Source organism: Streptomyces sp. NPDC001339 (assembly GCF_042895955.1).
In the GTDB taxonomy this organism is placed as follows: Bacteria; Actinomycetota; Actinomycetes; order Streptomycetales; family Streptomycetaceae; genus Streptomyces.
The window spans coordinates 973,081-999,611 of record NZ_JBIAWT010000001.1 but is presented as its reverse complement, the minus strand read 5'-3'; the positions used below and the strand labels follow the sequence as shown (position 1 = coordinate 999,611).

The 26,531-nt window shown below is 68.9% G+C and carries 23 protein-coding genes and 1 pseudogene; 14 read left to right on the top strand and 10 right to left on the bottom strand.

Annotated features, from left to right (window positions below; genetic code table 11):
- Window positions 1–285 precede the first annotated feature (285 nt).
- The 3 genes from trpS (at window position 286) to ACFY12_RS04260 (ending at window position 3,263) form a co-directional block, all read left to right on the top strand.
- Window positions 286–1,299, top strand: a complete 1,014-nt coding sequence (trpS, locus tag ACFY12_RS04270) for a tryptophan--tRNA ligase (protein ID WP_390714147.1) — start codon at window positions 286–288, stop codon at window positions 1,297–1,299.
- Between the two features lie 347 nt (window positions 1,300–1,646).
- On the top strand, window positions 1,647–2,252 hold the full coding sequence (locus ACFY12_RS04265; protein ID WP_390714146.1) for a 2'-5' RNA ligase family protein: 606 nt from the start codon (window positions 1,647–1,649) through the stop codon (window positions 2,250–2,252).
- Between the two features lie 126 nt (window positions 2,253–2,378).
- On the top strand, window positions 2,379–3,263 hold the full coding sequence (locus tag ACFY12_RS04260) for a YihY/virulence factor BrkB family protein (RefSeq protein ID WP_390714145.1): 885 nt from the start codon (window positions 2,379–2,381) through the stop codon (window positions 3,261–3,263).
- A gap of 44 nt (window positions 3,264–3,307) precedes the next feature.
- Here the strand turns inward: ACFY12_RS04260 and ACFY12_RS04255 are convergent, their stop codons facing one another.
- Window positions 3,308–4,873, bottom strand: a complete 1,566-nt coding sequence (locus ACFY12_RS04255) for a D-alanyl-D-alanine carboxypeptidase family protein (RefSeq protein ID WP_390714377.1) — start codon at window positions 4,871–4,873, stop codon at window positions 3,308–3,310.
- Window positions 4,874–4,883: 10 nt separating this feature from the next.
- Between ACFY12_RS04255 and ACFY12_RS04250 the strand changes: the two genes are divergently transcribed.
- The 3 genes from ACFY12_RS04250 to ACFY12_RS04240 all read left to right on the top strand — a co-directional run bounded on the left by ACFY12_RS04250 (window position 4,884) and on the right by ACFY12_RS04240 (window position 6,810).
- A complete protein-coding gene (locus tag ACFY12_RS04250) occupies window positions 4,884–5,207 on the top strand; it encodes an SCO4848 family membrane protein (protein ID WP_390714144.1) in 324 nt (107 codons plus the stop codon).
- A 197-nt stretch (window positions 5,208–5,404) separates the two neighbouring features.
- Window positions 5,405–6,130, top strand: coding sequence for a hypothetical protein (locus ACFY12_RS04245; protein WP_390714143.1), 726 nt, complete (start codon window positions 5,405–5,407; stop codon window positions 6,128–6,130).
- 182 nt (window positions 6,131–6,312) lie between these two features.
- Window positions 6,313–6,810 carry an FBP domain-containing protein gene (locus ACFY12_RS04240; protein ID WP_390714142.1) on the top strand — a complete coding sequence of 166 codons (498 nt, stop codon included), beginning with the start codon at window positions 6,313–6,315 and terminating at the stop codon, window positions 6,808–6,810.
- Window positions 6,811–6,983: 173 nt separating this feature from the next.
- On the opposite strand, the gene ACFY12_RS04235 is transcribed toward ACFY12_RS04240, so the two are convergent.
- From ACFY12_RS04235 to ACFY12_RS04215, 5 genes are all read right to left on the bottom strand, one after another.
- The gene (locus ACFY12_RS04235; RefSeq protein WP_066925923.1) at window positions 6,984–7,760 is read right to left on the bottom strand and encodes a succinate dehydrogenase iron-sulfur subunit; all 777 of its coding nucleotides are present in this window, start codon (window positions 7,758–7,760) and stop codon (window positions 6,984–6,986) included.
- Window positions 7,760–9,514 (bottom strand): succinate dehydrogenase flavoprotein subunit, encoded by a 1,755-nt coding sequence (gene sdhA, locus ACFY12_RS04230; protein WP_390714141.1) that lies wholly within the window; start codon window positions 9,512–9,514, stop codon window positions 7,760–7,762. Before sdhA ends, ACFY12_RS04235 begins: the two co-directional genes overlap by 1 nt.
- 20 nt (window positions 9,515–9,534) lie before the next feature.
- Window positions 9,535–10,014, bottom strand: a complete 480-nt coding sequence (locus ACFY12_RS04225) for a succinate dehydrogenase hydrophobic membrane anchor subunit (RefSeq protein ID WP_066925929.1) — start codon at window positions 10,012–10,014, stop codon at window positions 9,535–9,537.
- Window positions 10,015–10,020: 6 nt separating this feature from the next.
- A complete protein-coding gene (sdhC, locus tag ACFY12_RS04220) occupies window positions 10,021–10,401 on the bottom strand; it encodes a succinate dehydrogenase, cytochrome b556 subunit (RefSeq protein WP_079123594.1) in 381 nt (126 codons plus the stop codon).
- Window positions 10,402–10,733: 332 nt separating this feature from the next.
- Window positions 10,734–11,174 carry a 2-oxo-4-hydroxy-4-carboxy-5-ureidoimidazoline decarboxylase gene (locus ACFY12_RS04215; RefSeq protein ID WP_390714140.1) on the bottom strand — a complete coding sequence of 147 codons (441 nt, stop codon included), beginning with the start codon at window positions 11,172–11,174 and terminating at the stop codon, window positions 10,734–10,736.
- Window positions 11,175–11,872: 698 nt separating this feature from the next.
- Between ACFY12_RS04215 and ACFY12_RS04210 the strand changes: the two genes are divergently transcribed.
- Window positions 11,873–13,639 carry a glycoside hydrolase family 20 protein gene (locus ACFY12_RS04210; protein ID WP_390714139.1) on the top strand — a complete coding sequence of 589 codons (1,767 nt, stop codon included), beginning with the start codon at window positions 11,873–11,875 and terminating at the stop codon, window positions 13,637–13,639.
- Window positions 13,640–13,717: 78 nt separating this feature from the next.
- On the opposite strand, the gene ACFY12_RS04205 is transcribed toward ACFY12_RS04210, so the two are convergent.
- Window positions 13,718–14,002 (bottom strand): hypothetical protein, encoded by a 285-nt coding sequence (locus ACFY12_RS04205; RefSeq protein ID WP_390714138.1) that lies wholly within the window; start codon window positions 14,000–14,002, stop codon window positions 13,718–13,720.
- Window positions 14,003–14,730: 728 nt separating this feature from the next.
- On the opposite strand from ACFY12_RS04205, the gene ACFY12_RS04200 reads away from it, so the two are divergent.
- The 3 genes and pseudogenes from ACFY12_RS04200 (at window position 14,731) to ACFY12_RS04190 (ending at window position 18,212) form a co-directional block, all read left to right on the top strand.
- A complete protein-coding gene (locus ACFY12_RS04200; RefSeq protein ID WP_390714376.1) occupies window positions 14,731–15,678 on the top strand; it encodes an RNA polymerase sigma factor in 948 nt (315 codons plus the stop codon).
- Entirely contained in the window at window positions 15,678–16,859 is a 1,182-nt protein-coding gene (locus tag ACFY12_RS04195; protein ID WP_390714137.1) for a hypothetical protein, read from the top strand. The genes ACFY12_RS04200 and ACFY12_RS04195 overlap by 1 nt, the downstream gene beginning before the upstream one ends.
- A gap of 480 nt (window positions 16,860–17,339) precedes the next feature.
- Window positions 17,340–18,212: pseudogene (locus ACFY12_RS04190) on the top strand (IS5 family transposase).
- Between the two features lie 33 nt (window positions 18,213–18,245).
- Here ACFY12_RS04190 and ACFY12_RS04185 read toward each other — a convergent pair.
- Window positions 18,246–18,593, bottom strand: coding sequence for a VOC family protein (locus tag ACFY12_RS04185; RefSeq protein ID WP_189748194.1), 348 nt, complete (start codon window positions 18,591–18,593; stop codon window positions 18,246–18,248).
- 114 nt (window positions 18,594–18,707) lie between these two features.
- Window positions 18,708–19,559: a L,D-transpeptidase family protein gene (locus ACFY12_RS04180; RefSeq protein WP_390714136.1), complete on the bottom strand. Its 852-nt coding sequence runs from the start codon at window positions 19,557–19,559 to the stop codon at window positions 18,708–18,710.
- Window positions 19,560–19,721: 162 nt separating this feature from the next.
- Here ACFY12_RS04180 and ACFY12_RS04175 point away from each other — a divergent pair, with 162 nt between their 5' ends.
- Entirely contained in the window at window positions 19,722–21,323 is a 1,602-nt protein-coding gene (locus ACFY12_RS04175) for a methylmalonyl-CoA mutase (protein ID WP_390714135.1), read from the top strand.
- A 146-nt stretch (window positions 21,324–21,469) separates the two neighbouring features.
- On the opposite strand, the gene ACFY12_RS04170 is transcribed toward ACFY12_RS04175, so the two are convergent.
- Entirely contained in the window at window positions 21,470–22,171 is a 702-nt protein-coding gene (locus ACFY12_RS04170) for a FadR/GntR family transcriptional regulator (RefSeq protein ID WP_390714134.1), read from the bottom strand.
- Between the two features lie 131 nt (window positions 22,172–22,302).
- Here ACFY12_RS04170 and ACFY12_RS04165 point away from each other — a divergent pair, with 131 nt between their 5' ends.
- From ACFY12_RS04165 to ACFY12_RS04155, 3 genes are all read left to right on the top strand, one after another.
- Window positions 22,303–22,932 carry a gluconokinase gene (locus ACFY12_RS04165; protein ID WP_390714133.1) on the top strand — a complete coding sequence of 210 codons (630 nt, stop codon included), beginning with the start codon at window positions 22,303–22,305 and terminating at the stop codon, window positions 22,930–22,932.
- A gap of 87 nt (window positions 22,933–23,019) precedes the next feature.
- Entirely contained in the window at window positions 23,020–24,417 is a 1,398-nt protein-coding gene (locus ACFY12_RS04160; protein WP_390714132.1) for a gluconate:H+ symporter, read from the top strand.
- Between the two features lie 400 nt (window positions 24,418–24,817).
- Window positions 24,818–26,530 carry a nucleic acid/nucleotide deaminase domain-containing protein gene (locus tag ACFY12_RS04155; protein WP_390714131.1) on the top strand — a complete coding sequence of 571 codons (1,713 nt, stop codon included), beginning with the start codon at window positions 24,818–24,820 and terminating at the stop codon, window positions 26,528–26,530.
- The last annotated feature ends 1 nt before the right edge of the window (window position 26,531 follow it).

Below are 26,531 nucleotides of genomic sequence, written 5' to 3'. Positions count from 1 at the left end.
GGCTCCGCTTCGAGTGCCCGTACGTACAGGTGTAGAGCGGTTTGCAGATGCGTAGGGGTTTATGGGGTGTATGCCCTGATATGCCTCTTCATAGTGCCGCGCATGCGAGATGTTCGGAAGCAGGCCGAGGGAACCGGCCCGCGGACGCCTGTTCCCCAGGGGTGCGGGGCACCGGTTCCCCAGGGGTGCGGGGCACCGGTTCCCCGGGGGTGCGGGGCACCTGTTCCCCAGGGGCGCGGGGCACCTGTTCCCCAGTAACGCAGGGCACCTGAGAGAATGCTGAGCATGGCCTCAGATCGTCCTCGTGTGCTCTCCGGCATCCAGCCCACCGCCGGCTCCTTCCACCTCGGCAACTACCTCGGCGCGGTCCGCCAGTGGGTGGCGCTGCAGGAGTCCCACGACGCCTTTTACATGGTCGTCGACCTGCACGCGATCACCGTTCCGCAGGATCCGGCCGAGCTGCGCCGCAACACCCGGATCGCGGCCGCCCAGCTGCTGGCCGCCGGCCTCGACCCGGAGCGCTGCACGCTCTTCGTGCAGAGCCATGTGCCCGAGCACGCCCAGCTCGCCTGGGTGATGAACTGCATCACCGGCTTCGGTGAGGCGTCCAGGATGACCCAGTTCAAGGACAAGTCGGCCAAGCAGGGCGCGGACCGCACGACGGTCGGCCTCTTCACGTACCCCGTCCTGATGGTCGCCGACATCCTCCTCTACCAGGCCGACCAGGTCCCGGTCGGTGAGGACCAGCGCCAGCACCTGGAGCTGACCCGCGACCTCGCGGACCGCTTCAACACCCGCTACGGCGGTACCTTCACGCTCCCCAACCCGTACATCGTCAAGGAGACGGCCAAGATCTTCGATCTTCAGGACCCGTCGATCAAGATGAGCAAGTCGGCGTCGACCCCCAAGGGCCTCATCGACCTGCTCGACGACCCCAAGACCACCGCCAAGAAGATCAAGAGCGCGGTGACCGACACCGACACCGTGATCCGCTTCGACCGCGAGGCCAAGCCCGGCGTCAGCAACCTCCTCAGCATCCTCTCCACCCTCACCGGCACCTCCATCCCGGACCTGGAGAAGTCCTACGAGGGCAAGATGTACGGGGCCCTCAAGGGCGACCTCGCCGAGGTGATGGTCGACTTCGTCACACCGTTCCGGGACCGCACGCGGGAATTCCTGGACGACCCCGAGACGCTGGACGCGATCCTGGCCAAGGGCGCGGAGAAAGCTCGTGCGGTTGCCGCCGAAACCCTCGCCACCACGTATGACCGGCTCGGACTCCTGCCGGCCAAGCACTGACGGGGCCGCCCGCACGGTCCGCCCCGGGCGGCCGCGCGGGCCCCGCACTGTCCACGGGCCGCCGCTCTCGGAGGCCCGGGACCTGCTCGTGCGTACCGTACGAGCTGAACGAGACCGTACGAGCTGAACGAGACCGTACGAGCCCGTACGAGCCCGTACGAGCTGGACGAGACCGAGGGCACTCCCCGTAAAGGGAGCCGCACCGGCACACTAAGAGCGTGCGGGAGCGCGCCGTACAGACAGCCGTACAGCAACAGCAGCCGCACAGACATCAGCCGTCAGGCAGTATCAGCTGTCGGGCAGCATCAGCCGTCAGGCAGTATCAGCCGCTCAGGAGGGAGAACGCCGTGGGGACCGTAACGCTGGGCGTTTCGATCGCGGTCCCGGAGCCGTTCGGCCGCTTCCTCCAGCGGAAGCGCGAGAGCTTCGGGGACCCCGCCGCGCACGGCATCCCCACGCACATCACCCTCCTCCCGCCCACAGAGGTCGACGCCGACGCCCTCCCCGCCATCGAACGCCATCTGGCCGGGGTCGCGGCCGTCTCCCGCCCCTTCCCCCTCCGCCTGGAAGGCACCGACACCTTCCGCCCGCTCTCCCCGGTGGTCTTCGTCAAGGTCACCGAGGGCGAGGCGGGCTGCACCGCCCTCCAGGCCCGGGTCCGCGCGGCCTCCGGCCCCTGCGCCCGTGAGCTGCAGTTCCCTTACCACCCCCACGTCACCATCGCCCACGGCATCCCCGAAGCCGCCATGGACCGCGCCCAGGCCGACCTCAGCGACTTCACGGCCACCTGGACGATCGACGGCTTCGCCCTCTACGAACAGGGCCCCGACGCGGTCTGGCGCCTCGACCGCGAATACCCCTTCGCCGCTCCCCACCCGGCTGCCGCCGCCCACCAGGCCGCCGTTCCCCGTCAGCCCGCCGATCTGACGCGCCCACCGGCACCGTTCCGCTGACGACAACGCTCCGTTGACGACACCGTTTCCGCTGACGACACCCTTCCGCTGACGCCACCGCCGAGCGGCAGCGGCGGCTTACGGTGGCCCCTCAGGTGTGATCGGAAGCTGCACAAGGGGAACGCCATGGACTGGTTGAGGAGGCTGCCGGTGGTCGGGCCGGCCGTCGGCCGGCTGATGGGCACTCACGCCTGGCGGGCCTACGAGCGCATGCTCCGCGTCAAGTGGACGAGGCTGGCCGCGGCCATCACCTTCACCAGTTTCGTCGCGCTCTTTCCGCTTCTCACCGTGGGCGTCGCGATCGGCGCCACGATGCTGAGCGACCGTCAGTTGCATGAACTGGAGGGCACGATCGCCCAGCAGTTCCCCGGTATCTCGGCTCAGCTCGACGTCACCGCACTGGTCGAGAACGCCACGACGGTGGGCCTGGTCGCCGGTGCCGTGCTGCTGTTCACCGGCATCGGCTGGGTCGATTCGCTGCGCGACTGTCTGCGTGCCGTGTGGGAGAAGGACGACGAGGACATCAACTTCTTCGTCGGCAAGCTCCGCGACGGCGGCCTGTTGCTGGGGCTCGGCGGTGTCGCCCTGCTCTCGCTCGGCTGTTCCGTCTTCGCCACGGCGGCGGTGGACCGGGCGGTGGACGCGATCGGGCTGTCCGAGCAGAGCGCCGGCGCCCTCCTGCTCAGGGCCGCCGGCTTCTGCATCGCCGTCCTCGCGGACTTCCTGCTGCTCGTCTACGTCCTGACCAAGCTGCCCGGCGCCCGCCCGCCGCACCGCGCCGTGGTGATCGCCGGGCTCCTCGGCGCGGTCGGCTTCGAACTGCTGAAGCTGCTGCTCAGCGGCTATCTCCAGGGCGTCGCCGCACGCAGTATGTACGGCGCCTTCGGTACCCCGATCGCCCTGCTGTTGTGGATCAACTTCACCGCGAAGCTGCTGGTGTACTGCGCCTCATGGACGGCCACGGCGGGCGAGCGGGCAGCGGCGGACGAGGGAGACGAACGCGCGGGGTAGCGGGGTGGAGGGGCAGAGGGGTAGCGGGGTAGTGGGCGGTCGGCTCACTCTCCGGAAGAGTGCTCCCGCTCCCGCTCCCGCTCCTGCTCCCGCCCGCGCCCCCGCCCCTTGCCCCGTACGCGCTCCGGCAGCGGCCGCCGACGGTGCACGATCAGGCCCACGGCGCCCACCAGCGCCAGCGTGCCACCGGCGATCCCCACCGACATCCACGTACCGCTCGAACCGGAGCCGTCCAGCGCCGCCTGGGTGTTCTCATGGGCGCCCTTCCCGTGGGGGCCCTCCGCGCCGGTACCGTCGTCCTCGCTGCGCGGTCCGACGAGCCGGCCCACCGGGTCCACCTTGTCGGCCGCGGCGAAGCCCCAGTCGAGGAGTTTGGCGGCCTCCCGGTAGCCCTCGTTGTGCTCCTTCTTCTCCGGGTTCATGACGGTGACCAGCAGCTTGCGGTCGCCGCGCTGGGCGACACCGGTGAAAGTGGACCCGGCGTTCGTCGTCGAGCCGTTCTTCACGCCCGCGATCCCCGGATACGGCTTGACGTCGTAATCGCCGCTGAGCAGCCGATTGGTGTTCTGGATCCCGAACGTCCCCCGCTTTCCGTCCTTGCCCTTGTCACCGGGGAACTGCGCGCTCACCGTGGAGCAGTACTCGCGGAAGTCGGCGTTCCGCAGTCCCGACCGGGCGAACAGGCTCAGGTCGTACGCGCTGGAGACCTGCCCCGGCGCGTCATAGCCGTCCGGGGTGACGACATGCGTGTCGTTGGCGTTCAGATCCTCGGCGTGCTGTTGCATCTGCTTGACGGTGGCCGCGACCCCACCGTTCATCGAGGCGAGCGTGTGCACCGCGTCGTTCCCGGATCGCAGGAAGACACCCAGCCAGAGGTCGTGCACCGCATAGGGCAGGTTCTCCTTTATCCCGACCATGCTGCTGCCCTCGCCCAGCCCCACCAGGTCGCCGGGCTTGACGGTGTACTTCTGGTCCTTCGGGAACTTCGGCAGCAGCGTGTCCGCGAACAGCATCTTCAGCGTGCTGGCCGGTGCGAGCCGCCAGTGCGGGTTCTTGGCGGCCAGCACCTTGCCGGAGTCGGCGTCCGAGACGATCCAGGAACGGGCGGTCAAGGCATGCGGTCCCGGCAGCTTCGGCGCCCCGGCCCGCGGCGCCACCTGGACGCCGGGCATGCCCAGCCGCTCCCCGCCGATCTGCGACATCTTGGCCGGCGGCTTGGCCGGCGCGGGAGCCTTGGGATCATCGGCGTACGCGGTGCCGGCCAGCAGCGGGGACGCCAGCAGCCCGGTGACGGCCAGCGCGGCGGCAGCCCGGAGGGGAGCACGTACGGAAAGGGGGGCACGTACGGAAACGCCATGACGCGCCGCACGTCCGCTCCCAGCGGCCGCACCGGCCTCAGCGGCGGTCGCAGCCGTGGCGGCCTCAGCGGCGGTCGCAGCCATGGCGGTCGCGGCGGCCGGGGGAGTCATGGCGGCGGTTGGACGGTTGGCAGCCGTGAAAGTACAGAAGGTCGTCGGCACGTCGCTGAACGTACCCTTCTTTGGCCGCGACGCCGCCAGCACACCACGGAAGAGTGCCCCTCCCGACCGCCGTATGGAGCCGCTCCCCATACTGGAGTACATGTTGCGCTCTTCGGGGACCGCCCCCCGCACCCCGGCGACCCTCTCTCGCCCCGTCTCCTGGTTCCTGCTCGCCTTCGGGGTGTGGAGCTGGTTCATCTGGATCACTTTCGTCAAAAACCTCGTGAAGGACGGGAGCGGCCTCGCCTTCGACGACGCGGGTGACCCGACCGGCTACTTCTGGGTGCATTTGCTGCTCGCGGTGTTTTCCTTTCTTCTGGGGACGGCAATCGGCGTGATCGGGTTCCGAGGCGTACGGGCCCTTCGGCACGCGGCCGCCGCGAACCAGTCACCGGCCGACCTGACGGACACGACGTCCGCCTGACCCGACCGTCGCCGAGGGAGGGCACCGGCACAGCCGGGTCGTTCGCCCCGCTGCCCTCCGGGCCTGGCCAGCAGGTGGGCAGCGGCACATCAGCATTGCACTCAGAGATCACTCGGAGATCACTCAGAGGTAAGGGATGAGCCGAATTGCTTCTGGCTGTTGCTGGTGGAGAGGCCGGCCTGGGGATACCTCGCTGGATGGTGATCGGGCTGGGGCTCTGGTTGCTCTTCGGCGCCTACACGGCGTGGGACACGCGCAGACAGCGCAAGAAGGTTCCGTTGGAGCAGCGTGTCGAGGAACTGCGACAGGAATTGCGCACTGGGGTTCCGAACGTCCGGGGCCACATTCGTATCAACCCGTCCAACTACCCGGGTATCTCCACCAACCAGGCCGAAGACATGGCCCGCGCAGAGGGGTTCCTGCGCCAGGCACATGGCGCCAAGGGGCAGTGGCTCTTCTACCGTACGGGTACGCGGCCCGGCTCCTCGGCGGAAGTGGATATGCGAGGCGGTCCCGCGCTTGACGTGCTGCGGGAGAGTGCGGCAGCCCAGCGTACGGCTCGCTGGATCCATGAACGGGACGGCTTCGACCCGCTGGATGAAGCCACCCTCATCGCAGCCGAGAAGGGGTTGAGGAAGTCCCGCGCCAAGAGTGACAGGGTCATTGTGGGCGGGTTTCTCTGCATGTTGGCCGGCCTGACGGCAGAAGGATTTGCAAGGATCGTCTGGGGATTTTGGCTGCCCTACGCGGTACTTCAGGTATGCGCCGTGACGCTACTGGTTCTGGCCGTTCTCTTGATGATGCGAGCACCGCGGGTGCGTAAAGAAGGAAACCGCTTGCACGGACCAGTTATCGCTGCGTACCGGGAAGTTGTTATCTCGCGTGAGAACGAGAGGAACAGCCCACGCCAGCCGCACCCGTAGCGGAACAGCGGCCGAGGGACGTACGTACAGCGGCGCGCAACAGCTGGTGCTGGAGCCGGGACCTGGCAGGTGCCTGGCCTCCGGCTTCCTGGCCTCTGGCTTCCTGGCCTCTGGCCTCCGGCCTCCGAGCCTCGGGAAAATGACATGACGGGACCGCGCAGCCGCTGTTAGCTTCGGTGCTTATGGACCCCGTCGGTGAAAAAGAAATACGTGCCTCCTTTGTGAATTGCTCGAAGGGGGAGGCGAGCAGGATCAATATCCCGGCGGGACTGGCCGGACTTCCCTGGGAAGACCTGGACTTCTTGGGGTGGCGGGATCCCGGTGCGCCGGACCGGAGTTATCTGGTGGCGCCGCATGGCGACAGGCTGATCGGGGTGACGCTGCGGGTGCCGCAGGGCGTACGGCGGAGTTTCACCAAGACGACGGTGTGCTCGGTGTGCATGACCGGACATCCGGGGTCCGGTGTCACTCTGCTCGCGGCGCGCCGGGCCGGGCCCGCGGGACGGCAGGGGAACACCGTGGGGACGTACCTCTGCGCCGACCTCGCCTGTTCCCTCTATGTCCGGGGACGCAAGCAGTCCCAGCTTGCCGGGCGGCACGAGGAGACGCTGCCGCTGGAGGAGCGGATCGCGCGCACCGTGCGGAATCTGGATGCTTTTCTGGAAAAGGTGCTCAATTAAGCGGGAGAAGGCGTAACGGGACGGCTGTGGGCCCGAGCTGACTCGGCACATGGCAGGGCCCGGCCTCCGGTGCATCGACCGGTGGCCGGGCCCTGCCATGTGCCGCTGGACGTACGAGTACGAGAAGTGCGCGAAGCGCCATGGACGTACTGGACGTACTGGACCGGGACGTATCAGAAGCGCCGCGTGATGAGCGCCCGCTTCACTTCCTGGATCGCCTTGGTGACCTCGATACCGCGCGGGCAGGCGTCCGTGCAGTTGAACGTCGTCCGGCAGCGCCAGACGCCGTCCTTGTCGTTGAGGATCTCCAGGCGCTGCTCGCCGGCCTCGTCACGCGAGTCGAAGATGAAGCGGTGCGCGTTGACGATCGCCGCCGGGCCGAAGTACTGGCCGTCGTTCCAGAACACCGGGCACGAGGTGGTGCAGGCCGCGCAGAGGATGCACTTCGTCGTGTCGTCGAAGCGCTCGCGGTCCTCGGAGGACTGGAGACGCTCGCGGGTCGGCTCGTTGCCCGTCGTGATCAGGAAGGGCATGACGTCGCGGTAGGCCTGGAAGAAGGGCTCCATGTCGACGACAAGGTCCTTCAGCACGGTCAGGCCCTTGATGGCCTCGACCGTGATCGGCTTCTCCGGGTTGATGTCCTTGATCAGCGTCTTGCAGGCCAGGCGGTTCTTGCCGTTGATCCGCATGGCGTCCGAGCCGCAGATGCCGTGGGCGCAGGAGCGGCGGAAGGTCAGCGAGCCGTCCTGGTCCCACTTGATCTTGTGGAGGGCGTCCAGGACGCGCTCCTTGGGGTCGATCTCCAGCTGGAAGTCCTGCCAGCCGGCCTCGTCGGAGACCTCCGGGTTGAACCGGCGGATCCGGAAGGTGACCGTGATGTACGGGGAGTCGGCGAAGCCGGGCTCGGGCTTGTCGGCCTCGGCGGCCTTGTCCAGGGTCGGGGTAGCCATCAGTACTTACGCTCCATCGGCTGGTAGCGGGTCTGCACGACCGGCTTGTAGTCGAGGCGGATCGACTCGGCGCCGTCTGCGCCCACCTCGCGGTACGCCATGGTGTGCCGCATGAAGTTGACGTCGTCGCGGTTGGGGTAGTCCTCGCGGTAGTGACCGCCGCGGGACTCCTTGCGGGCCAGCGCGGAGACCGCCATGACCTCGGCCAGGTCGAGCAGGTTGCCCAGCTCGATGGCCTCCAGCAGGTCGGTGTTGAACCGCTTGCCCTTGTCCTGGATGGACACGTTCTGGTAGCGCTCGCGCAGCTCGCCGATCTTCTCGACCGCGGTCTTGATCGTCTGCTCGGTGCGGAACACCATCACATTGGCGTCCATGGTCTCCTGCAGCTCCTTGCGGATCTCGGTGACCCGCTCACTGCCGGTGGCGTTGCGCAGCCGCTCGACCTGGTCGACGACGAGCTTCTCCGGGTCCTCGGGCAGCTCGACGTAGTCGGCCGTGGCCGCGTACTCCGCCGCCGCGATGCCGGCCCGGCGGCCGAAGACGTTGATGTCCAGGAGGGAGTTGGTGCCCAGGCGGTTGGCGCCGTGCACCGATACGCACGCGACCTCGCCGGCGGCGTACAGACCGGGAACCACGGTCGTGTTGTCGGCGAGCACCTCACCCTCGACGTTCGTCGGGATGCCGCCCATGGCGTAGTGCGCGGTCGGCTGGATCGGGATCGGGTCCGTGTACGGCTCGATGCCCAGGTACGTCCGCGCGAACTCGGTGATGTCCGGGAGCTTGGCGTCCAGCTGCTCCGGCGGCAGGTGGGTGAGGTCCAGGTAGACGTGGTCGCCCTCGGGACCGCAGCCACGGCCCTCGCGGATCTCCGTGTAGATGGAGCGGGAGACGACGTCACGGGACGCGAGGTCCTTCATGACCGGCGCGTACTTCTCCATGAAGCGCTCGCCGTCCTTGTTGCGGAGGATGCCGCCCTCACCACGGGCGCCCTCCGTCAGCAGGATGCCCATCCGCCAGATGCCGGTCGGGTGGAACTGGAAGAACTCCATGTCCTCCAGGGGGAGACCACGGCGGTAGACCGCCGCCTGGCCGTCGCCCGTCAGCGTGTGCGCGTTGGACGTCACCTTGAAGAACTTGCCGGTGCCGCCGGACGCGTAGATGACGGCCTTCGCCTGGAAGACGTGGATCTCGCCGGTCGCCAGCTCGTACGCGACGACACCGGCGGACTTCTTGACGCCGTCGACCTCGGTGATCAGCTGGTCCAGGACGTAGAACTCGTTGAAGAACTCCACGCCCTCCTTGACGCAGTTCTGGTACAGCGTCTGGAGGATCATGTGGCCGGTGCGGTCGGCCGCGTAGCAGGAGCGGCGCACCGGCGCCTCACCGTGGTTGCGGCTGTGACCGCCGAAGCGGCGCTGGTCGATCGTGCCGTTCGGCGTGCGGTTGAACGGCAGGCCCATCTTCTCGAGGTCGAGGACCGAGTCGATGGCCTCCTTCGCGAGGATCTCGGCGGCGTCCTGGTCGACCAGGTAGTCGCCGCCCTTGATCGTGTCGAAGGTGTGCCACTCCCAGTTGTCCTCCTCGACGTTCGCGAGGGCGGCGGCCATACCGCCCTGGGCGGCGCCGGTGTGGGAGCGGGTCGGGTAGAGCTTCGTCAGGACCGCGGTGCGGCTGCGCTTGGTCGCCTCGATGGCGGCGCGCATGCCCGCGCCGCCGGCGCCGACGATGACGGTGTCGTACTTGTGGATCTTCATGGTTCCAGTCAGCCCCGGCTTCAGGAGATGTTCGGGTCGAAGGTGAAGATCACCAGCGTGCCCAGAAGGACGGTGAACACCGTCGCGGTGTACAGCAGCATCTTCAGCCAGAAGCGGGTGTTGTCCCGCTCCGCGTAGTCGTTGATGACGGTACGCAGGCCGTTGGCACCGTGCAGCATGGCCAGCCACAGCATCAGCAGGTCCCAGACCTGCCAGAACGGCGAGGCCCAGCGGCCGGCCACGAAGGCGAAGCCGATCTTGGAGACGCCGCCGTCGAGGACCAGCTGGATCAGCAGGTGGCCCAGGACCAGGACGACCAGCACGATGCCGGACAGCCGCATGAACAGCCAGGCCTGCATCTCGAAGTTGCCCCGGGACGCCCGGCCGGTCTTCCTGGTGCGCTTGCGCGGCGCCTCGATGACCGGCGCCGGGTTGTCGACGTCGTACAGCCGGACCTGCTCCGGCGCGGCGGCAGCTGCGGAGGTGGTTTCAGCGGACATCTTGCGTCAGCTCCCGAACAGCGTGCGCAGGGTGTGCTGCAGCACGGGGTAGAAGGCACCGGCCATCAGCACGACCCAGACACCGACAACGGTCCACAGCATCTGCTTCTGGTACTTCGGGCCCTTGGACCAGAAGTCCACGGCGACGACCCGGAGGCCGTTGAGCGCGTGGAAGAGGATGGCGGCCACCAGGCCGTACTCCATGACGTTGACGATCGGCGTCTTATAGGTCGCGACGACGTTGTCGTACGCCTCCGGGGAGACGCGTACGAGAGCGGTGTCGAGGACGTGGACGAACAGGAAGAAGAAGATGAGGACGCCAGTGACTCGATGAGCCACCCAGGACCACATGCCTTCCCGGCCGCGGTACAGCGTTCCAGCCGGCACGGAAGAACCCTCCGGGAGCGGGGACTGAGGGCCGCGCCGCCACGCGTAAGCACCTTTGATGCCGCACTGTCGGTCGGGCCCGGCCGGATACGGTCCACCGGCCGGTCGTCATCGTATCGACGAGCTGTCGGCTTCTCGCGCGGGGGTCCTCAGGTGTGATCAAACAGGCACCAACGGGCTATCACACAAGCTCGAAGTGCGATTTTTACGGCTTCGGGGGCTTACGGGCTCGGGGCGCGCGGGCCTACGACCTCGCGGGCTCGGGGGCTCGGGGCATGAAGGGTGACGGGGGCACGAAGGGTGGGGGTACGGGGGTACGGGGGCAAGAGGGCTCAGGGGTTCGCGGCGGTCGCGAGCCGGGTGAGCCGGGTGAGCCGGCCGCGGGCCAGGCGGCGCAGCTCCTCCGCGGTGACCGCCCGCTCCTCGACCGGCGCATGGCCCAGCCGGGTGCGGATTCCGCACAGGACCTGGTCGAGCAGTTCGTCCTCGCGGTAGCCGTCCAGGCACATCACAAAGGTGTGGCGGAAGCGCCGCCGGTACTCGGCGTGCGCCGCGCGCAGTGCCGTACGGGCGGCGAGCACGCCGGGTCCGCGGGCGTCGGCCGGCGGCGGCCCGGTGGGGGACTCCCCGGCGAGCGCCTCCTCCAGCTCGGCCAGGGTGAGGTCGTACGAGGCCTCGTCGGCGGCGGCCAGCAGGGACTCGGGGTTCGGGTAGGGGCGGTGCGCGGCGACCCGCTCGGCCCAGTGGCGGCTGGCGCAGCAGCCGAGCAGCACGGCGAGGGCCTCGTCGGGGGCGAGCGCGTTGAAGCGGTCCAGGCCGAGCGCCTCGGGGCGGGGCCGGAGCGGGGCGGTGCCGCGGAGCTGCGGAGGTATACCGCGCCGCGCGGACTGCGGGCGGGGCAGCGTTGTCGGCCGGGCGGCCGGGGTATCGCCGGACAGCGTGGGCTCCTCGGACGAATCGAATGACGAATCGAATGATGACGGCGGATCTTCTGGGTCTTCCGGCGCTCTCTGGCGCTTCTGGCGCTGCTGATGCTTTGGATCTGCTGGTTCTTCTGGATCTTCTCGGGGGGCTACTCGGCGGGATCTTCTCGACTGGATCTTTTCGACGGGTGCGGGGCGGGCGGCTGACGGAAGCTGGGGGAAGCGGACCGAGGCGGACTGATACGGGCCGAAGTGAGATCGAAGCGGGACCGAAGGCGACCGGCGCCGGGACATGTGACGGAACGGCGGAGAGTGAGGGTGTGGCGGTGGTGTGTGGCACGACACCCCGGCGATATCCGGCGGTTCCACGAGGCCCTGGGAGAGGTGGGAGAGGGGTGACGAGGAGAGACGCCACGCTAACGACGCCTGTCGATCACTGTCCGAGGGGTGCGCGAATTTCACCCGGATGAGAGAGCTTTCGCGCGTTCAGTGGACAACCGGCTCCGCACACCTGGCAATGCTTCGCCCAGAAAAGTGAGGATTGCACGATGTCGAACCCGATGCGGCAGCCGCGCGCCGCACTGCCGGCCGTGGTGCTCACCGGCGCGTTGCTGCTCGCCGGCTGCTCCGATTCCGCGGACACCGAGCCGCCCGGCAGCACCAGCGCCAAGGTGAACCCGTCCGCCCAGGCCGCTCCGACCTGGGCCCCGGTGACCGGAACTCCGCAGGTCATCCCCGCCGTAAAGGAGTTCCGGAAGGCCGAGGGGCGCGGCTGGCGCCCGACGAAAGCGGCTCGTGTGGTGGTGCCGGCCGGGAAGGGGAGCAACGTTGCGGACGAAGCGCAACTGATGGCCCATGATCTGGGCGGGCTGGCGGTCGTCTATGAGGACGAGGCCGTGCGGCCCGGTGACATCGAAGTGAAGCTGACGGGCAACAGCGGAACGGAAAGTGGAGCAGAAAGCAGTACAGAAAAGGGCAGAGGGGAAGGGGTAGGTAGATCTGCGAAAAAGGTGACCAAGGGGGGAACGGGTGCGAACAGCCTCGCCGCCAACAACGTTCCCGTCCGGGGTACCGCCGACGAGGCCTATACCCTCACCGCCCGCGGAGCCCGGCTCACTCTCACGGCCCCCACCGACGCGGGAATTTTCTACGGCACCCGTACCGTCAAACAGGCCGTACGCGCCGCCGGCGGACTCCCCGAGGGCACCATCGAGGACCGGCCGGACCGCCCGCAGCGCGGACTGTCGCTGGACAACGCACGCAAGCCGTTCACCCAGGACTGGATCGAGGCGCGGCTGCGGGAGATCGCCGACCTCAAGCTCAACCAGTTCCAGCTGCACTTCTCCGACGACCAGGGCTTCCGCATCCAGAGCGACACCCATCCCCAGATCGTCTCCGCGGACCATCTCACCAAGGCCCAGGTCCGTCAGATCATCCAGCTCGCGCAGAGCCTGCACATCTCCGTCGTCCCGGAACTCGACTCGCCGGGTCACCTGGGCGCCGTGCTGGACCACTTCCCCGAGCTGCAGCTCCGCAACGCCTCGGGCCGGACGATCCGCGGCGCGATCGACATCTCGAACCCCGAGGCGGGTCCGCTGGTCGACTCCCTGCTCAAGGAGATGAGCGACCTGTTCACCAGCCCCAAGGGTGCCCCCGCCTACTGGCACCTGGGCGGCGACGAGTACCAGGCGCTGATGTCGTCCTCCCCGTCGACGTCGTACCCGCAGCTCGCCCGGGCCGCGCGGCAGAAGTACGGGCCCGACGGCACCATCGAGGACCTGGCGACCGGCTGGCTCAACGACCGCCAGAAGACCGTCGAGGCACAGGGCAAGAACCGGATCGAGGCCTGGAACGACGGATTCTTCGCGGACACGGCGGTGAACGCCGACAAGAACCGGACGGTCGACTACTGGACCGGCAAGGAGCTGGGCCAGCGCGACCCCGCACAGTTCCTGCGCGAGGGCCGCACCGTCCTGAACGTCAACGACGAGTACCTCTACTACGTCCTCGGCGAGCCCAACCAGTTCACCTATCCGACCGGCCGGCGGATCTACGAGAGCTGGACCCCGCGGGTACTCCGCGGCACCCAGCCGGTGGCGGTGCCCGCGAGTGCGACCGGCCCGGACCGGATCCCCGGGGCTCGGTTCGCGATCTGGTGCGACCGCGCGCAGGCGCAGACCGCGCAGCAGGTCGCGGCCGGAATCCGGCTCCCGCTGGCGGCCCTGGCACAGAAGACCTGGGACCCGCGGACGCCCGCCCTGCCCTGGACGGACTTCAGCGCCTTGGCCAACCGGGTGGGAGCGGCGGCCGGGTGATCAGGCGCTACGGCGCCATGGCGCCAGATCGGGCTCCATGGCGTCGGATCGGACCAGGTCTGGCTCCATGGAACCTGATCAGAGGTGACTCATGCCGATAGCCAGGTTGACGACAGCGCCCAGCGCACAGAAGTACCCGAAACCGGTCATGACGCGGCCCAGGGCCCGCTGAAGCCTGCTCGGAGGAGGCGGAGAGATCAGCTGGTCACCGCATCGCATCGTCTCGTTCGGACTGAGGAAGTTCCGGCCCGTACGGCGCTGAGTGCGGCCGATCCAGAGGAGCAGGACAGCTCCGGCGAGGCAGAAGGCGGCGAGCCGGAGGTATCGGGCGGGCGGTTCGTTCTCGGTGAGGGCGAGAACCATGACTGCGGAAGCGTGAATGGAATGGTCCCTCGTAGTGCGATGTGTGCGCACGAATAGTGGCATACCCGGCGCGACACCGCAGTGGCTGCTGTAGGCCAGTGGCATGAGGAGACATGAGGAGAGAAGAAGAGGAGGACGGCCGGGGCCGCCACCCCCGGATGCGGGGTGAGGTTGCCTTCGACGGCGGGTGGTGAATTCGGCATCAGGTTCCGCGACGGCCCGAATCCAAGAGGACGGCCGGGGCCGCCACCCCCCACAGGAGAGGCCCCGGCCGTCTTCGCGAAGGGCCGTGACGGCCCCCTATCCGGTACAGCGCCGGACGGCCCGAAAGCGTCACAGGGGGGCGGGCTCCGGGGCGCTGGGCACGGCCCTGTGCCCGGCCCGGGTTCAGAGCGGGTGTGGGTACGGGTTACGGTCTCCGGGAGCAGCCGCGATACCACGGGTTCTCTACCATGTGTCCCCGGTGCGCTGTGACCGGCGGCGGGCGGTAGCCGGCGAGAGCTCCGGCGCCGCACGGTACGGCCGGACGGCGAGTGGCCGAGCGGATCGGCGAAGCCGAGTGGATGGGCGGAGCCGGGCTCGTCAGCGAAGCCGAGTGGGTGGGCGGAGCCGGGCTCGTCAGCGAAGCCGAGTGGATCGGTGGAGCTGAGCGGATCAGTGACGTCGAGTGGATCAACAAAGCGGTAAGGACCGGGCGGCGGACATTCCAGGTGCGACAGGATGGACCCGTGCGAGGGGACGACATTCAGCCGGACGACCGCCGGTTGACGGTGGCCGTACAGGCGGCACAGGACGGTGATGAGGCGGCGTTCCGTACCGTCTACCGCGCCGTACATCCCCGACTTCTCGGATATGTACGGACGTTGGTGGGCGAAGCGGACGTTGAGGATGTCGCCTCCGAGGCCTGGCTGCAGATAACCCGCGACCTTGGGCGCTTCAGCGGCGACGCCGACCGCTTCCGCGGCTGGGCCGCCCGTATTGCCCGCAATCGCGCCCTCGACCACATACGGATGCGCGGTCGGCGCCCGGTGGTCGGCGGCGACGAGAGCGAACTGGCTGACACCCCCGGCGCGTCCGATACCGCGGGTGAGGCGCTGGAGGCTCTCGGCACCGGCCGTGCCATGCGGCTGATAGCCAGACTGCCGCAGGACCAGGCCGAGGCCGTGGTGCTGCGGGTGGTCGTCGGACTGGACGCCAAGAGCACCGCGGAGGTCCTCGGCAAACGGCCCGGCGCGGTGCGCACCGCCGCGCACCGCGGACTGCGCCGGCTCGCCGAGTTGATCGGTGACGGGCCGGATGGCGGCGGCACGGATGGCGGCGGTCCGGCCGCCGGTGGACCGAGCGGTCCCGCGACGGGTGCTGACGGCAAGGTGGCGGGTGCCGACGGCGGAGTGGCGGGCGCTGACAACAGGGCGGCCGGGACCGGAACGGGAGCCGGAACGGGGGTCGGAACGGGGGCCGGAACGGGCACGGGAGTCGGAAGTGGCGCCGGTTCCGGTGGCGGTGTGGCCGGTGCCGACGAGGGCGCGCCTGGCCCGTCCGCACGGGCTCCGGGCAAGGGCGGCGGAACGCTGAGCGGGATGCCCATGCAGGACCGAAGACGCCGCAACGGCGTGGCGGAATCGTACGTACCAGGTGTGACGGAAACGGCCGCACGAACGCAGAAGGACATGTGATGGCCGACGACCGGTACAACTGGCTCGACAAGGACGCCGCGGAGCAGCTGCTGCGCGGTGAACCGGTCAGTGCCCGGCACGGTGACGGCGCACACGAGCTCGAACAACTGCTGGAGGCCGCCGCCGCAACCGGCACCGGGCCGTCCGGGGCCGCTCCGCTTCCCGGGGAAGAGGCCGCGGTCGCCGCGTTCCATCGTGCCGCCCACCGGGGCGCCGGGGTGACGGCGCGCGGCCGGGCCGCCGACAGCCCGCTGACGACCCTGCACACCACAGGCGGTGCCGAACGGCCCCGGTTCGGCCGTCCCTTCCGGCGCGGTATCGCCGTCGCCCTCGCCGTCTGCACCATCGGCGGGGTCGCCGTCGCGGCCGGCACCGGCGTCCTGCCCGCCCCCTTCCGGGGTGGCGGCGACGCGCCCGAACCGGGCTCCAGCGTCTCCGCCGCCGAGACCCCCGGCACGCTCGGTACCTACCCGCCCGGCGCCGAGACCGGGGGGACGGCGGCGCCGACCCCGGGCGCCACGCACGGCGGCGGGACCGGCGCGCCCGCCGGCACCCCGGCGCCAGGCAGCCCCGGCGCGACGCAGGGCCCGGGCACGGGCACGCCCGGCGACGGCAAGGGGCGAGGCGGCGACCACGACGATGACCGTGACGGGGACAAGAGCGGGGACAAGGGCAAGGACGGGGACGGTGGGCCCGGCCACCGTGACAACGACGGAAAAAACCCTCTGCTCGACCTCTGCCGGAGCTATGAGTCCGGCAAACGGGGCGAAATGGCGCGTGAGCTGCTGCGTCACCTCGAAAGCAAGGCCGGCGGCGCGGAGAAGGTGCACGGCTTCTGCCGTGCCTACCTCGCACGCCATCAGAACAGCGGCGGCTCGGATGACAACGATGGCGTCGGCGGCAACGGTGGCGGCAGTGGCGCGAGTGGCGCGAGTGGCGGGAGTGGCGGGAACGGTAACTCCGGTGGAACCCATGGCTCTGCCGGCTCCGGTGGCTCCGGAAGCTCCGGCGGCGGCAAGAAGGACGGAGCATCGGCCCGGACGCTCAGCGCCGGCCACCTCGCCGGCACCCCCGCCCCGGCCTCCGAACCGCCCACTCCGCCTACTCCGTCCACTCCGCCCACCGCGCCTGTGCCGCCCACGCCGCCCGTTCCGTCCACGCCGTCCGCGCCACTCACCTGACTTCTGGCCCACTTCTGGCCGGAATGTCCTTCCCCGGTGCACCGGCCACCAGCGTGGTGTGACGTTTTTCGACCCTGTGACGCAGTAAGAAATGAAGCCGACTGGTCATCGGCTGCGCGAGAAGCCGGGGTTTCCCCCCCCGTACCTCGGCTCAGCGCATCTGGCGCGGGTGGGGCACGTTCCCCCGGCCCTGCCCGCGCCGCCCCCCTCTTTGCGCCTAAACCGGCGCCGCTCTCGTGGAGGGGGCTGCTGTGTGTGGGGGTTGCTCAATTGTCGCTTCTGTTGAAGAGAACTGGCTGTCACACAAGGGTTGTCCCGCAAGGAAATCCCGTGCAGGCCATGGGAATTGGGGAAGGGGTAAGGGACAAGGGGGAATCGGGAATACCGACCCGCCCCATCGGGTTGTGGCCCCACAGGGGGCGCTCGCAACCCCTAGGGCGCGTGTCGAAAGTGGATCTTGAGATGGGATGATCTTGCTTTGTGGCACGTGGAGATTTGACGGATGTGCAATGGGCCCGCCTGGAGCCGCTGTTGCCAGTGGGTAAGAAGCCGGGACGCCCGCCGGTATGGACCAGGCGGCAGCTGATCGACGGCATACGGTGGCGCACCCGTACCGGGGCGCCGTGGCGGGACGTGCCGGAGCGGTACGGGCCCTGGGGGCGGGCGTACGACCTGTTCCGCCGCTGGCAGCGAGACGGCACCTGGCAGCAGATCTTTTCCGAGTTGCAGGCCGTGGCCGGCGCGAAGCAGCTGATCACCTGGGACATCAACGTCGACTCCACTGTCTGCCGGGCCCACCAGCACGCCGCCGGCGCACGGGAAAAGGGGACCTGCAGGTCGAGCCGCCCGGTGGCGTCGCTACTGAGCCGGATGACCACGGGCTCGGACGCTCGCGCGGCGGCCTGACCGCCAAGTTGCACCTGGCCGTGGAGCAGGGCCAGAAGCCGATGTCGATCGTGATCACGGGCGGGCAGCGCGGGGGCCCCGCAGTTCGAGCCCGTGCTGGAGAAGATCCGGGTGCGCCGTGTCGGGCCCGGCAGGCCGCGCACCCGGCCGAACCGGGTGCGGGCCGACGAGGCGTACGCCTCCCGCAAGAATCGTGCCTACCTGTGGCGGCGCGGGATCGGCTGCACCATCCCGGACAAGGCTGACCAGGCCCGCAACCGCAAGGAGCGCGGCTCGCGCGGCGGCCGCCCGCCGAGGTTCGACAAGATCGACTATCGCGAGCGGCACGCCGTGGAGTGCGGTGTCAACCGCTTCAAAAGGCACCGGGCAGTGGCCACACGCTACGAGAAGCTCGCCGTCCGCTACGAAGCAACCGTCCTCGTCGCAGCCATCAACGAGTGGCTGTGACCAGCACTTTCACCAGGGGCGCGGAAGAGGCCGTCACCGGTGGCCCAGCACATTGACCACCCGTCCGCTGGGATCGCGGACGAAGAACCGCCTCACGCCCCACTCCTCATCCTGCAAGGGGTGCACGATCTCCGCACCGCTCTCCCGCATGACCGCATAAGCCGCATCCACGTCGTCCACCTCGACGCTCATGTCGGGGGCGACAGGCGCGGTCTTGTCACTGGTCATGACACTGATCTGCGCTGCCGGACTGGACGGGGAGGCGAGCGTCATGATCCAGCCGTGGTTCATGACCTCCTCGAATCCCAGCAGGCCATAGAACTCCCGGCTCTCCTGCGCGGCCTCCGACTGGATGTTGGGTACGACACGGCGAACGGCCATCGACAACTCCAAGTGAGAACATACGTGTCTCTATGTCCCCCCAGGAGTACTACGCCACGTCCGCCACCGCACACACTTTCGCAACACGCCCTAGGGGATCCGTTCGAACGCCCCCTAGTGGTAAACAACCACCTTGGTACCCTGCCGCACCGCGCCGAACAGGGCGGCGATCTTCCCCTCGTCCCGCACGTTCACGCAACCATGTGAGGCGCCGGTGTAGCCGCGCGCGGCGAAGTCCGCGGAGTAGTGGACGGCTTGGCCGCCGCTGAAGAACATCGCGTACGGCATGGCCGTGTGGTAGATCGTCGAGACGTGGTGGCGGCTCTTGAACGTGACGGCGAAAGTGCCTTCGCGGGTGGGGGTGTACTGGGAGCCGAAGCGGACGTCCATCGCCGAGACGACCTGCCCGTCAACAATCCAGGCGAGGATGTTGCTCCGCTTGCTGATGCAGATCACCCGGCCCCGCAGACAGCGCGGATCGGCCGCGCCGACCGGCCGGGCGGTGCGGGGGCGGAGCTCCGCCGGCGACGGCCGGTGCGTACGGGCGAGCAGCGTACGCCAGGCCTCCGGCTGTACGGCGCCCGTACGGGGCAGGCCCTGCCGCTGCTGGAAAGCGCGGACCGCCGCGGCGGTGACCGACGCGTAGTTGCCCGTCGGGACGTGGTCGAAGAGGCCCAGCTGGGCCAGCCGGGCCTGGAGTTCGCGGACCCGCGCGCCCTGTGAGCCGTACGCCATGACCGGCTCGGGGGTGGGAGTCGCGGAGCGGGCGGTGTGTTCGGTCGGGGAGGGGGCGGGCGGTGTGTGCGGGCCGAGTGGCGGGGGAGCGGGGGCGGTGGGGCCGTACCGTACGCCGCTGCCGTCCGGTGCGCCGCCCGTCTTCGTGACCGTCACCGGACGGCAGCCCACCGCGAGTGCCGCCACCAGTACCGCGGCGGCCGCGGTACGTCTGCCGTTGCTCCGCTTCATGCGCTGCTCCCGGATCTCGGTGCCCCCGACCGGCCACCGGGATGCTGCCCAGCGCCGCGGCGTGGCGAACCTGCGGGCATGCGGCCACCACGGAGTAGAACGGTGCAAAGCGGAATAGCGAAATAGCGGATATCACGTCAGTTCAATGGGAGGCGTACGTCCATGGTGCAGGAATCGGACGGCGGTGTGCGGCGCAACGAGAGCGGCTTGCCGATCGAGCCGGTCTACGGCCCGGAGGCTCTGGACGGCTGGGATCCCGCGAGCCGGCTCGGCGCCCCCGGCAGTTACCCCTTCACGCGTGGCGTCTATCCGTCGATGTACACCGGCCGGCCCTGGACCATGCGGCAGTACGCCGGCTTCGGCACCGCCCGCGAGTCCAACGCCCGCTACCGGCAGCTCATCGCCCATGGCACCACGGGCCTGTCGGTCGCCTTCGACCTGCCGACGCAGATGGGCCATGACTCGGACACCCCCCTCGCCTCCGGCGAAGTCGGCAAGGTCGGGGTGGCCATCGACTCCGTCGAGGACATGCGGGTGCTGTTCGGCGGGATTCCGCTGGACCGGGTGTCGACGTCGATGACGATCAACGCCCCGGCGGCACTGCTGCTGCTCCTCTACCAACTGGTGGGCGAGGAGGAGGGGGTGAGCCCAGGCCGGCTCAACGGCACGATTCAGAACGACGTCCTGAAGGAGTACATCGCACGTGGTACGTACATCTTCCCGCCGCAGCCCTCGCTCCGCCTGACCGCCGACATCTTCCAGTACTGCCGGGCCGAGATCCCCCGGTGGAACACCATCTCGATCTCCGGCTACCACATGGCGGAGGCGGGCGCCTCACCCGCGCAGGAGATCGCCTTCACGCTCGCCAACGGCATCGCGTACGTCCGTACCGCGATCGCCGCCGGGATGGACGTGGACGACTTCGCGCCGCGGCTCTCCTTCTTCTTCGTGGCCCGTACGACACTGCTCGAAGAGATCGCCAAATTCCGTGCGGCGAGGCGGATTTGGGCCCGGGTGATGCGGGAGGAATTCGGCGCCCGGAACCCCAGATCGCAGATGCTGCGCTTTCACACCCAGACGGCCGGAGTGCAGCTCACCGCCCAGCAGCCGGAGGTGAACCTCGCCCGGGTCACGATCCAGGGCCTGGCCGCGGTTCTCGGCGGCACCCAGTCCCTCCACACCAACTCCTTCGACGAGGCCATCGCGTTGCCCACGGACAAAGCGGCCCGGCTCGCGTTGCGTACGCAGCAGGTGCTGGCGTACGAGACCGATGTGACCGCCACCGTAGATCCGTTCGCCGGGTCCTACGCCGTGGAGTCGATGACCGATCAGGTGGAGGAGGCGGCGGTCACGCTGATGGGGCGGGTCGAGGACCTGGGCGGCGCGGTGGCCGCCATCGAACGGGGCTTCCAGAAGGACGAGATCGAGCGCAACGCGTACCGCATCGCTCAGGAGACGGACGCCGGCGAGCGGGTGGTCGTCGGCGTCAACCGCTTCCAGCTGGACGAGGAGGAGCCGTACACCCCGCTGAGGGTCGACCCGGCGATCGAGGCCCAGCAGGTCGAGCGCCTCGCGGTACTGCGGGCCCGCCGCAGCCGGGGCGCCGTCACCGCGGCCCTCGACGACCTTCGAAAGGCCGCGGAGGGCACGGACAACGTCCTTCCCCCGATGCGGGAGGCGCTGCGCGCGCGGGCGACGGTGGGCGAGGTGTGCGACGCGTTGCGGAACGTCTGGGGGACGTATGTCCCTACGGATGCGTTCTGACGAACACGTATGTCCCTTTGTCCTTACGGATGCCCTTGCGGATGTCCTTGAGGGTGTCCCTGCGGGTGTCCTTACGGATCTGTTGTGGCGCGCAGACGGACACGCGTGTCCGTACGGAAGCCGCCGTCCAGGGTGCCAGCACGCGTCTAGGGCGCCAGCACGTCCAGTTCCGCCATCGCGCCCGTGGTGATCTGCCGCGTCAGTTCCTCCGCCCGCGCCGCGTCCCCCGTCCGTACCGCCTCTGCGACCTGGACGTGGAGGGTGACCGCGGCGGGGTCGGGGTCGGGGAACATCACCTGGTGCTGGGTGCGGCCGGTCAGGACGGCGGCGACCACCTCGCCGAGGCGGGCGAACATCTCGTTGCCGGAGGCGGTCAGTACCACCCGGTGGAAGGCCATGTCGTGGACGAGGTAGGCGTCGAGCTGCTGGCCGCGTGAGGTGGCGACCATGCCCATCGCGTGCTCGGTGAGTTCGGCGCACTGGGCGGGGGTGGCGTGCTGGGCGGCGAGGCCTGCGGCGACCGGTTCGACGGCCGAGCGGAGGACGGTGAGCGAGCGCAGCTGGCGAGGGCGGTCGCGGCCGGCCAGCCGCCAGGCGATCACGCGCGGGTCGTAGACGTTCCACTCCTCGGTGGGGCGGACGGTCACCCCCACCCGGCGCCGGGAGGCGACCAGCCGCATGGATTCCAGTACCCGGATCGCCTCGCGGATGACCGTGCGCGAGACGTCGAAGCGCTGCTCCAGCTCGTCCGTGCGCAGGATCGTGCCCGGAGGGTAGTCGCCCGCGGTGATCGCGGGTCCGAGGGACTCCAGCACACGGGCGTGCAGTCCCTTCCCCTCGTTTGCCATGGGGCAAGCCTACGTTCCCCGGCTGGAGCAATTAAGTATGACGTTTGAGTCACAGGGGCTTGAATACGTCATACCTAATGGGTTTCAGTGGGTGCCGTACGGGGTCGACGAAGACAGCGAGGTACCACCGGATGAGCACCCCCGCGGCCACCCCTGCGGCCACCCCCGCAGCCACTGACGTCATCGTCGTGATGGGTGTGGCCGGTACCGGCAAGACGACCATCGGTCCGCTGGTCGCCGCCGCACTGGGCGTTCCGTACGCCGAGGGTGACGACTTCCATCCGGCGGCGAACATCGCCAAGATGTCGGCCGGTACACCGCTGGACGACGACGACCGCGGGCCGTGGCTGGATGCGATCGGCGCCTGGGCGCGCGGCCGGGCCGGGCGGGGCGGGATCGTCAGCAGCTCCGCGCTCAAGCGGGTCTACCGCGACCGGCTGCGGGCCGCCGCCGTTCCCGGCAGCACCCCCGGCAGCAGCTACGGCGCCCCCGGTCTCGTCTTTCTGCATCTGACCGGCGACCGTGCGCTGATCGAGGCGCGGATGGCCGAGCGCAAGGGCCACTTCATGCCGACCGCGCTGCTGGACTCCCAGTTCGCCACGCTCGAACCGCTGGGGCGCGATGAGGCGGGTGTCGCGGTGGATGTCTCCGGGACGCCGGAGGAGATCGCCGGGCGGGCGGTGGCCGCACTCCGAGCGCGGACCGCGCCCGTCGTCCTACGGCCCTGTAGCGACAGACCCCGTAGCCCACAGGCCCTGTAGCGACAGACCCCACAGACCCCCGTAGCCCGCAGACCCCGTGTAGCCCTTCTCCCACCCTCTCCCTCCCCTCCACGCAAGGGAATCGCCGTGACACATCTCAGCGTCGAGATGCTCGCAGCGGATGCGACCGAGCCCATCACCTCGGCCGGTCACGCACAGCTGGGCATCGCCGTCCTGGCCGGTATAGCCGTCATCGTCCTGCTCATCACCCGGTTCAAGCTGCACGCCTTTCTGTCGCTGATCGTCGGCTCGCTGGCGCTCGGCGCGGCGGCCGGGGCGCCGCTCGACAAGGCCATCGCCAGCTTCTCGGCCGGTCTGGGCGCGACGGTCGCGGGCACGGGCGTACTGATCGCGCTCGGCGCGGTCCTCGGGAAGCTGCTCGCCGACTCCGGTGGCGCGGACCAGATCGTCGACACGATCCTGGCCAGGGCGGGAAGCCGGGTCATGCCCTGGGCGATGGTGCTGATCGCCGGGATCGTCGGGCTGCCGATCTTCTTCGAGGTCGGGATCGTGCTGCTGATCCCGGTGGTGTTGCTGGTCGCCAAGCGCGGCAACTTCTCCCTGATGCGGATCGGTGTCCCGGCGCTGGCCGGACTCTCCGTGATGCACGGGCTGATCCCGCCGCACCCCGGGCCGCTGGCGGCGATCGACGCGGTCGGCGCGAACCTTGGGGTGACGCTGGCGCTCGGTGTGGTCGTCGCGATCCCGACCGGGATCATCGCGGGGCCGGTCTTCTCCCGTTACGCGGCCCGGTGGGTCGATGTCCGTCCTCCCGAGAGGCTGGTGCCGGAGCGCGCTTCGGACGAGCTGGAGAAGCGGCCGGGCTTCGGGATCACCGTTGCCACGGTGCTGCTGCCGGTGGCGATGATGCTGACCAAGGCGCTGGCGGACATCGTCGTCGACGATCCGGGGCACACCGTCCGGAAGGTCTTCGACGTCGTCGGCTCGCCGCTGATCGCGCTGTTGACCGCCGTCGTCGTCGGGATGTTCACGCTCGGCCGGTCGGCCGGCTTCACCCGCGGCCGGATCGCCACCACCGTCGAGAAGTCGCTCGCGCCCATCGCCGGGGTGCTGCTGATCGTCGGCGCCGGCGGCGGCTTCAAGCAGACGCTGGTGGATGCCGGTGTCGGCCAGATGATCCTGGACCTCTCCAAGGGGTGGCACATCTCCGCGCTGCTGCTCGCCTGGCTGATCGCGGTCGCCATCCGGCTCGCGACCGGTTCCGCGACGGTGGCCACCATCTCCGCGGCCGGACTGGTGGCCCCGCTCGCCGCGGAGATGAGCACCACCCATGGCGCGCTGCTGGTGCTGGCGATCGGCTGTGGTTCGCTCTTCTTCAGCCATGTCAACGACGCCGGGTTCTGGATGGTCAAGGAGTACTTCGGCATGAACGTCGGCCAGACGCTGAAGACATGGTCGGTGATGGAGACCCTGATCTCGGTCGTCGGAATGGCGTGCGTGCTCCTGCTCTCTCTGGCTCTTTAGCTCCTCCTCTCCCGGGCTCTTCAGCTCCCGCTCTCCCGGGCTCTTCAGCGGCCTGGCCCTCTGACAGCCCCGGCATCACCTGTGAGAAACCATCTGGGCGGGATACCGCCCCGGGCGCCCCAACCCCCCTCCGGCGCCCGTCCCTGATACGAGGCCCCCACCTGCGGACATCCGTAGGTGGGGGCCTCGTGCACGGGGGCCTCGTGCTCGGGGGCCTCGCGCAGGGGGTCTCGTGAAGGGAGGCCCGGCCTGCTGCGCTTGAGGTCAGCCGCGATCGCTTCCTCACGGAATATCGCTTCCTCGCGGAATGCGGAAGGAATGTGACCGCATCGGGCTTGAGGAACCGTCACGTGGATGAGAACGTCTCTCCGTTCGAATTCGATCGGGGGGGCGTGTTCACGTGGGTGTGGTGCTGCCGGGGTGGGCGGACGAGATACTCGACATCATCGGTGTGTCGTGGCCGAACGTGGACGAGGACGACTATCGCGACATGGCGGACTCCTTGCGGGAGTTCGCCGACGACATCGATCACGGCGCCAACCAGGCACATCAGGTGATTCAGAGCCTGGTGGGGGCGTCGGGCGGTTCGCTGGGGGTGGAGGCCCTCAACGCCCACTGGGGCAAGATCAACGGGAAGCATCTGAAAGGGCTTGCCGAGTGCGGTCGCCTGGCTGCCACGGCCATGGATGCCGTGGCCGTCCTCATCGAGGGCGCCAAGATCGGGGCCATCGCCCAACTCGCCATCCTCGCGGCCGAGGTGATCGCCGCACAGGCCGCCGCCCCCTTCACCTTCGGCCTGTCCGAGCTCGGCGCACTGGCCGGAACCCAGGCCACCCGTCTCGCCGTCCGCAGGATCATCAAAGAGGTCTGCGAGCAGGTGGTCGAGCAGATCGTCAGCGTCGCCCTGACCCCTGTGGAGGAAGCGCTGGGGGCAATGGTCGGCGACTTGGTGGTCCAGGTCGGGGCCAATGCCCTGGGCCTGCAGAAGGGGATCGATGTCGGTCACGCCGCCCAGGCGGGCAAGGACGCCGGGAAGTCGGCCGCCACCGACATGCAGTTGCTGACCGCCGGCGGCGGAAGCGGTGGGAGTGGAGGAGGGGGAGGTGGGGGAGGCGGCGGAGCCGGCAGCGGGGGCTTCACCTTCGACCCGGACGCACACGACAACGTGGTCACCGGTCTGCAGGGCGCCGGCGGCACCTTCCGCAACAAGGCCGGCGGCAAGATCGGCCGGGCCAAGGACCACCACGGCCGTACCCGTGGCAAGGACGTCATCGCCAACGCCGCCGCTCCCATGATCGACAAGGTCATCGACGGACTCGAGACCGGCATCAAGAGAACCGCCAAGCATCTCGACGAAAAAATGGTCGGCGGAATCAAGAAGATGAAGCTGAACCATCGCGAGAACGATGACAGCATCGCGACTGAGATCCAAAGTATCGGAAAGAAGTCGCACGGCAACGCGCCGACGTATCATGTGGATGACAAGGGGAAGGTTACCCGGCTTACCTCTGCGGGACATCAGGATCTTACCGATCAGGATCGCAGGCGACTTACTCCCATCGGGCTTCAGGGGGATGACCACGTTGGTCGGAGAGTGGCCGGTAATTACCCGTTGCCTCCGGTGGAGCAGCGCAAGAAAAAGCCCTCGCGCCAGGTTCCCTTCGGTAGTACAGACCTGTCTCAGGCTACGCAGTTGGCGCGGCATGCCAACACGGGGGCGGGCGGTAAATCGGGAGATTATGGACGGGTGACGAAGGGGAATTTCACAAGCCGGAACTATGCCGCAGCGCGGTACGGAGAGCCGGGTGCAGAGAACGAGTTCATCCTTGTCGGCCGGAGCAAGTGGCCCGGTATGCATTCGGAACGTCAGGTCGGTATACCCTTCCTGGACTCCGGGAATTCAAAGGGAATGACCGAGCTCTATACCGAGCGGGAGCCATGTACGACCGGACCCGGTACCAGAAACTGCAGTGCGTGGATGGCGGAGCATCTTCCGGCAGGTGTACAAGTCTCGCACTCCGTCGAGTACGGCGACACGGACGCTTCCAGAAAGAAGGGGAATGAACAGATGGAGAATTACCTCAACGGCATCAATCGGCATAAGAGGCACTGAT

Coding starts and splice junctions, on each gene's coding strand:
- ACFY12_RS04245 (WP_390714143.1), top strand. CDS start 5,405: ATGGTGATCGGGCTGGGGCTCTGGTTGCTCTTCGGCGCCTACACGGCG.
- ACFY12_RS04250 (WP_390714144.1), top strand. CDS start 4,884: ATGTTGCGCTCTTCGGGGACCGCCCCCCGCACCCCGGCGACCCTCTCT.
- ACFY12_RS04225 (WP_066925929.1), bottom strand. CDS start 10,014: ATGTCCGCTGAAACCACCTCCGCAGCTGCCGCCGCGCCGGAGCAGGTC.
- ACFY12_RS04205 (WP_390714138.1), bottom strand. CDS start 14,002: ATGGTTCTCGCCCTCACCGAGAACGAACCGCCCGCCCGATACCTCCGG.
- sdhA (WP_390714141.1), bottom strand. CDS start 9,514: ATGAAGATCCACAAGTACGACACCGTCATCGTCGGCGCCGGCGGCGCG.
- ACFY12_RS04170 (WP_390714134.1), bottom strand. CDS start 22,171: ATGGCAAACGAGGGGAAGGGACTGCACGCCCGTGTGCTGGAGTCCCTC.
- ACFY12_RS04180 (WP_390714136.1), bottom strand. CDS start 19,559: ATGAAGCGGAGCAACGGCAGACGTACCGCGGCCGCCGCGGTACTGGTG.
- trpS (WP_390714147.1), top strand. CDS start 286: ATGGCCTCAGATCGTCCTCGTGTGCTCTCCGGCATCCAGCCCACCGCC.
- ACFY12_RS04175 (WP_390714135.1), top strand. CDS start 19,722: ATGGTGCAGGAATCGGACGGCGGTGTGCGGCGCAACGAGAGCGGCTTG.
- ACFY12_RS04185 (WP_189748194.1), bottom strand. CDS start 18,593: ATGGCCGTTCGCCGTGTCGTACCCAACATCCAGTCGGAGGCCGCGCAG.
- ACFY12_RS04235 (WP_066925923.1), bottom strand. CDS start 7,760: ATGGCTACCCCGACCCTGGACAAGGCCGCCGAGGCCGACAAGCCCGAG.
- ACFY12_RS04260 (WP_390714145.1), top strand. CDS start 2,379: ATGGACTGGTTGAGGAGGCTGCCGGTGGTCGGGCCGGCCGTCGGCCGG.
- ACFY12_RS04195 (WP_390714137.1), top strand. CDS start 15,678: ATGGCCGACGACCGGTACAACTGGCTCGACAAGGACGCCGCGGAGCAG.
- ACFY12_RS04255 (WP_390714377.1), bottom strand. CDS start 4,873: ATGGGGAGCGGCTCCATACGGCGGTCGGGAGGGGCACTCTTCCGTGGT.
- ACFY12_RS04165 (WP_390714133.1), top strand. CDS start 22,303: ATGAGCACCCCCGCGGCCACCCCTGCGGCCACCCCCGCAGCCACTGAC.
- ACFY12_RS04210 (WP_390714139.1), top strand. CDS start 11,873: ATGTCGAACCCGATGCGGCAGCCGCGCGCCGCACTGCCGGCCGTGGTG.
- ACFY12_RS04240 (WP_390714142.1), top strand. CDS start 6,313: ATGGACCCCGTCGGTGAAAAAGAAATACGTGCCTCCTTTGTGAATTGC.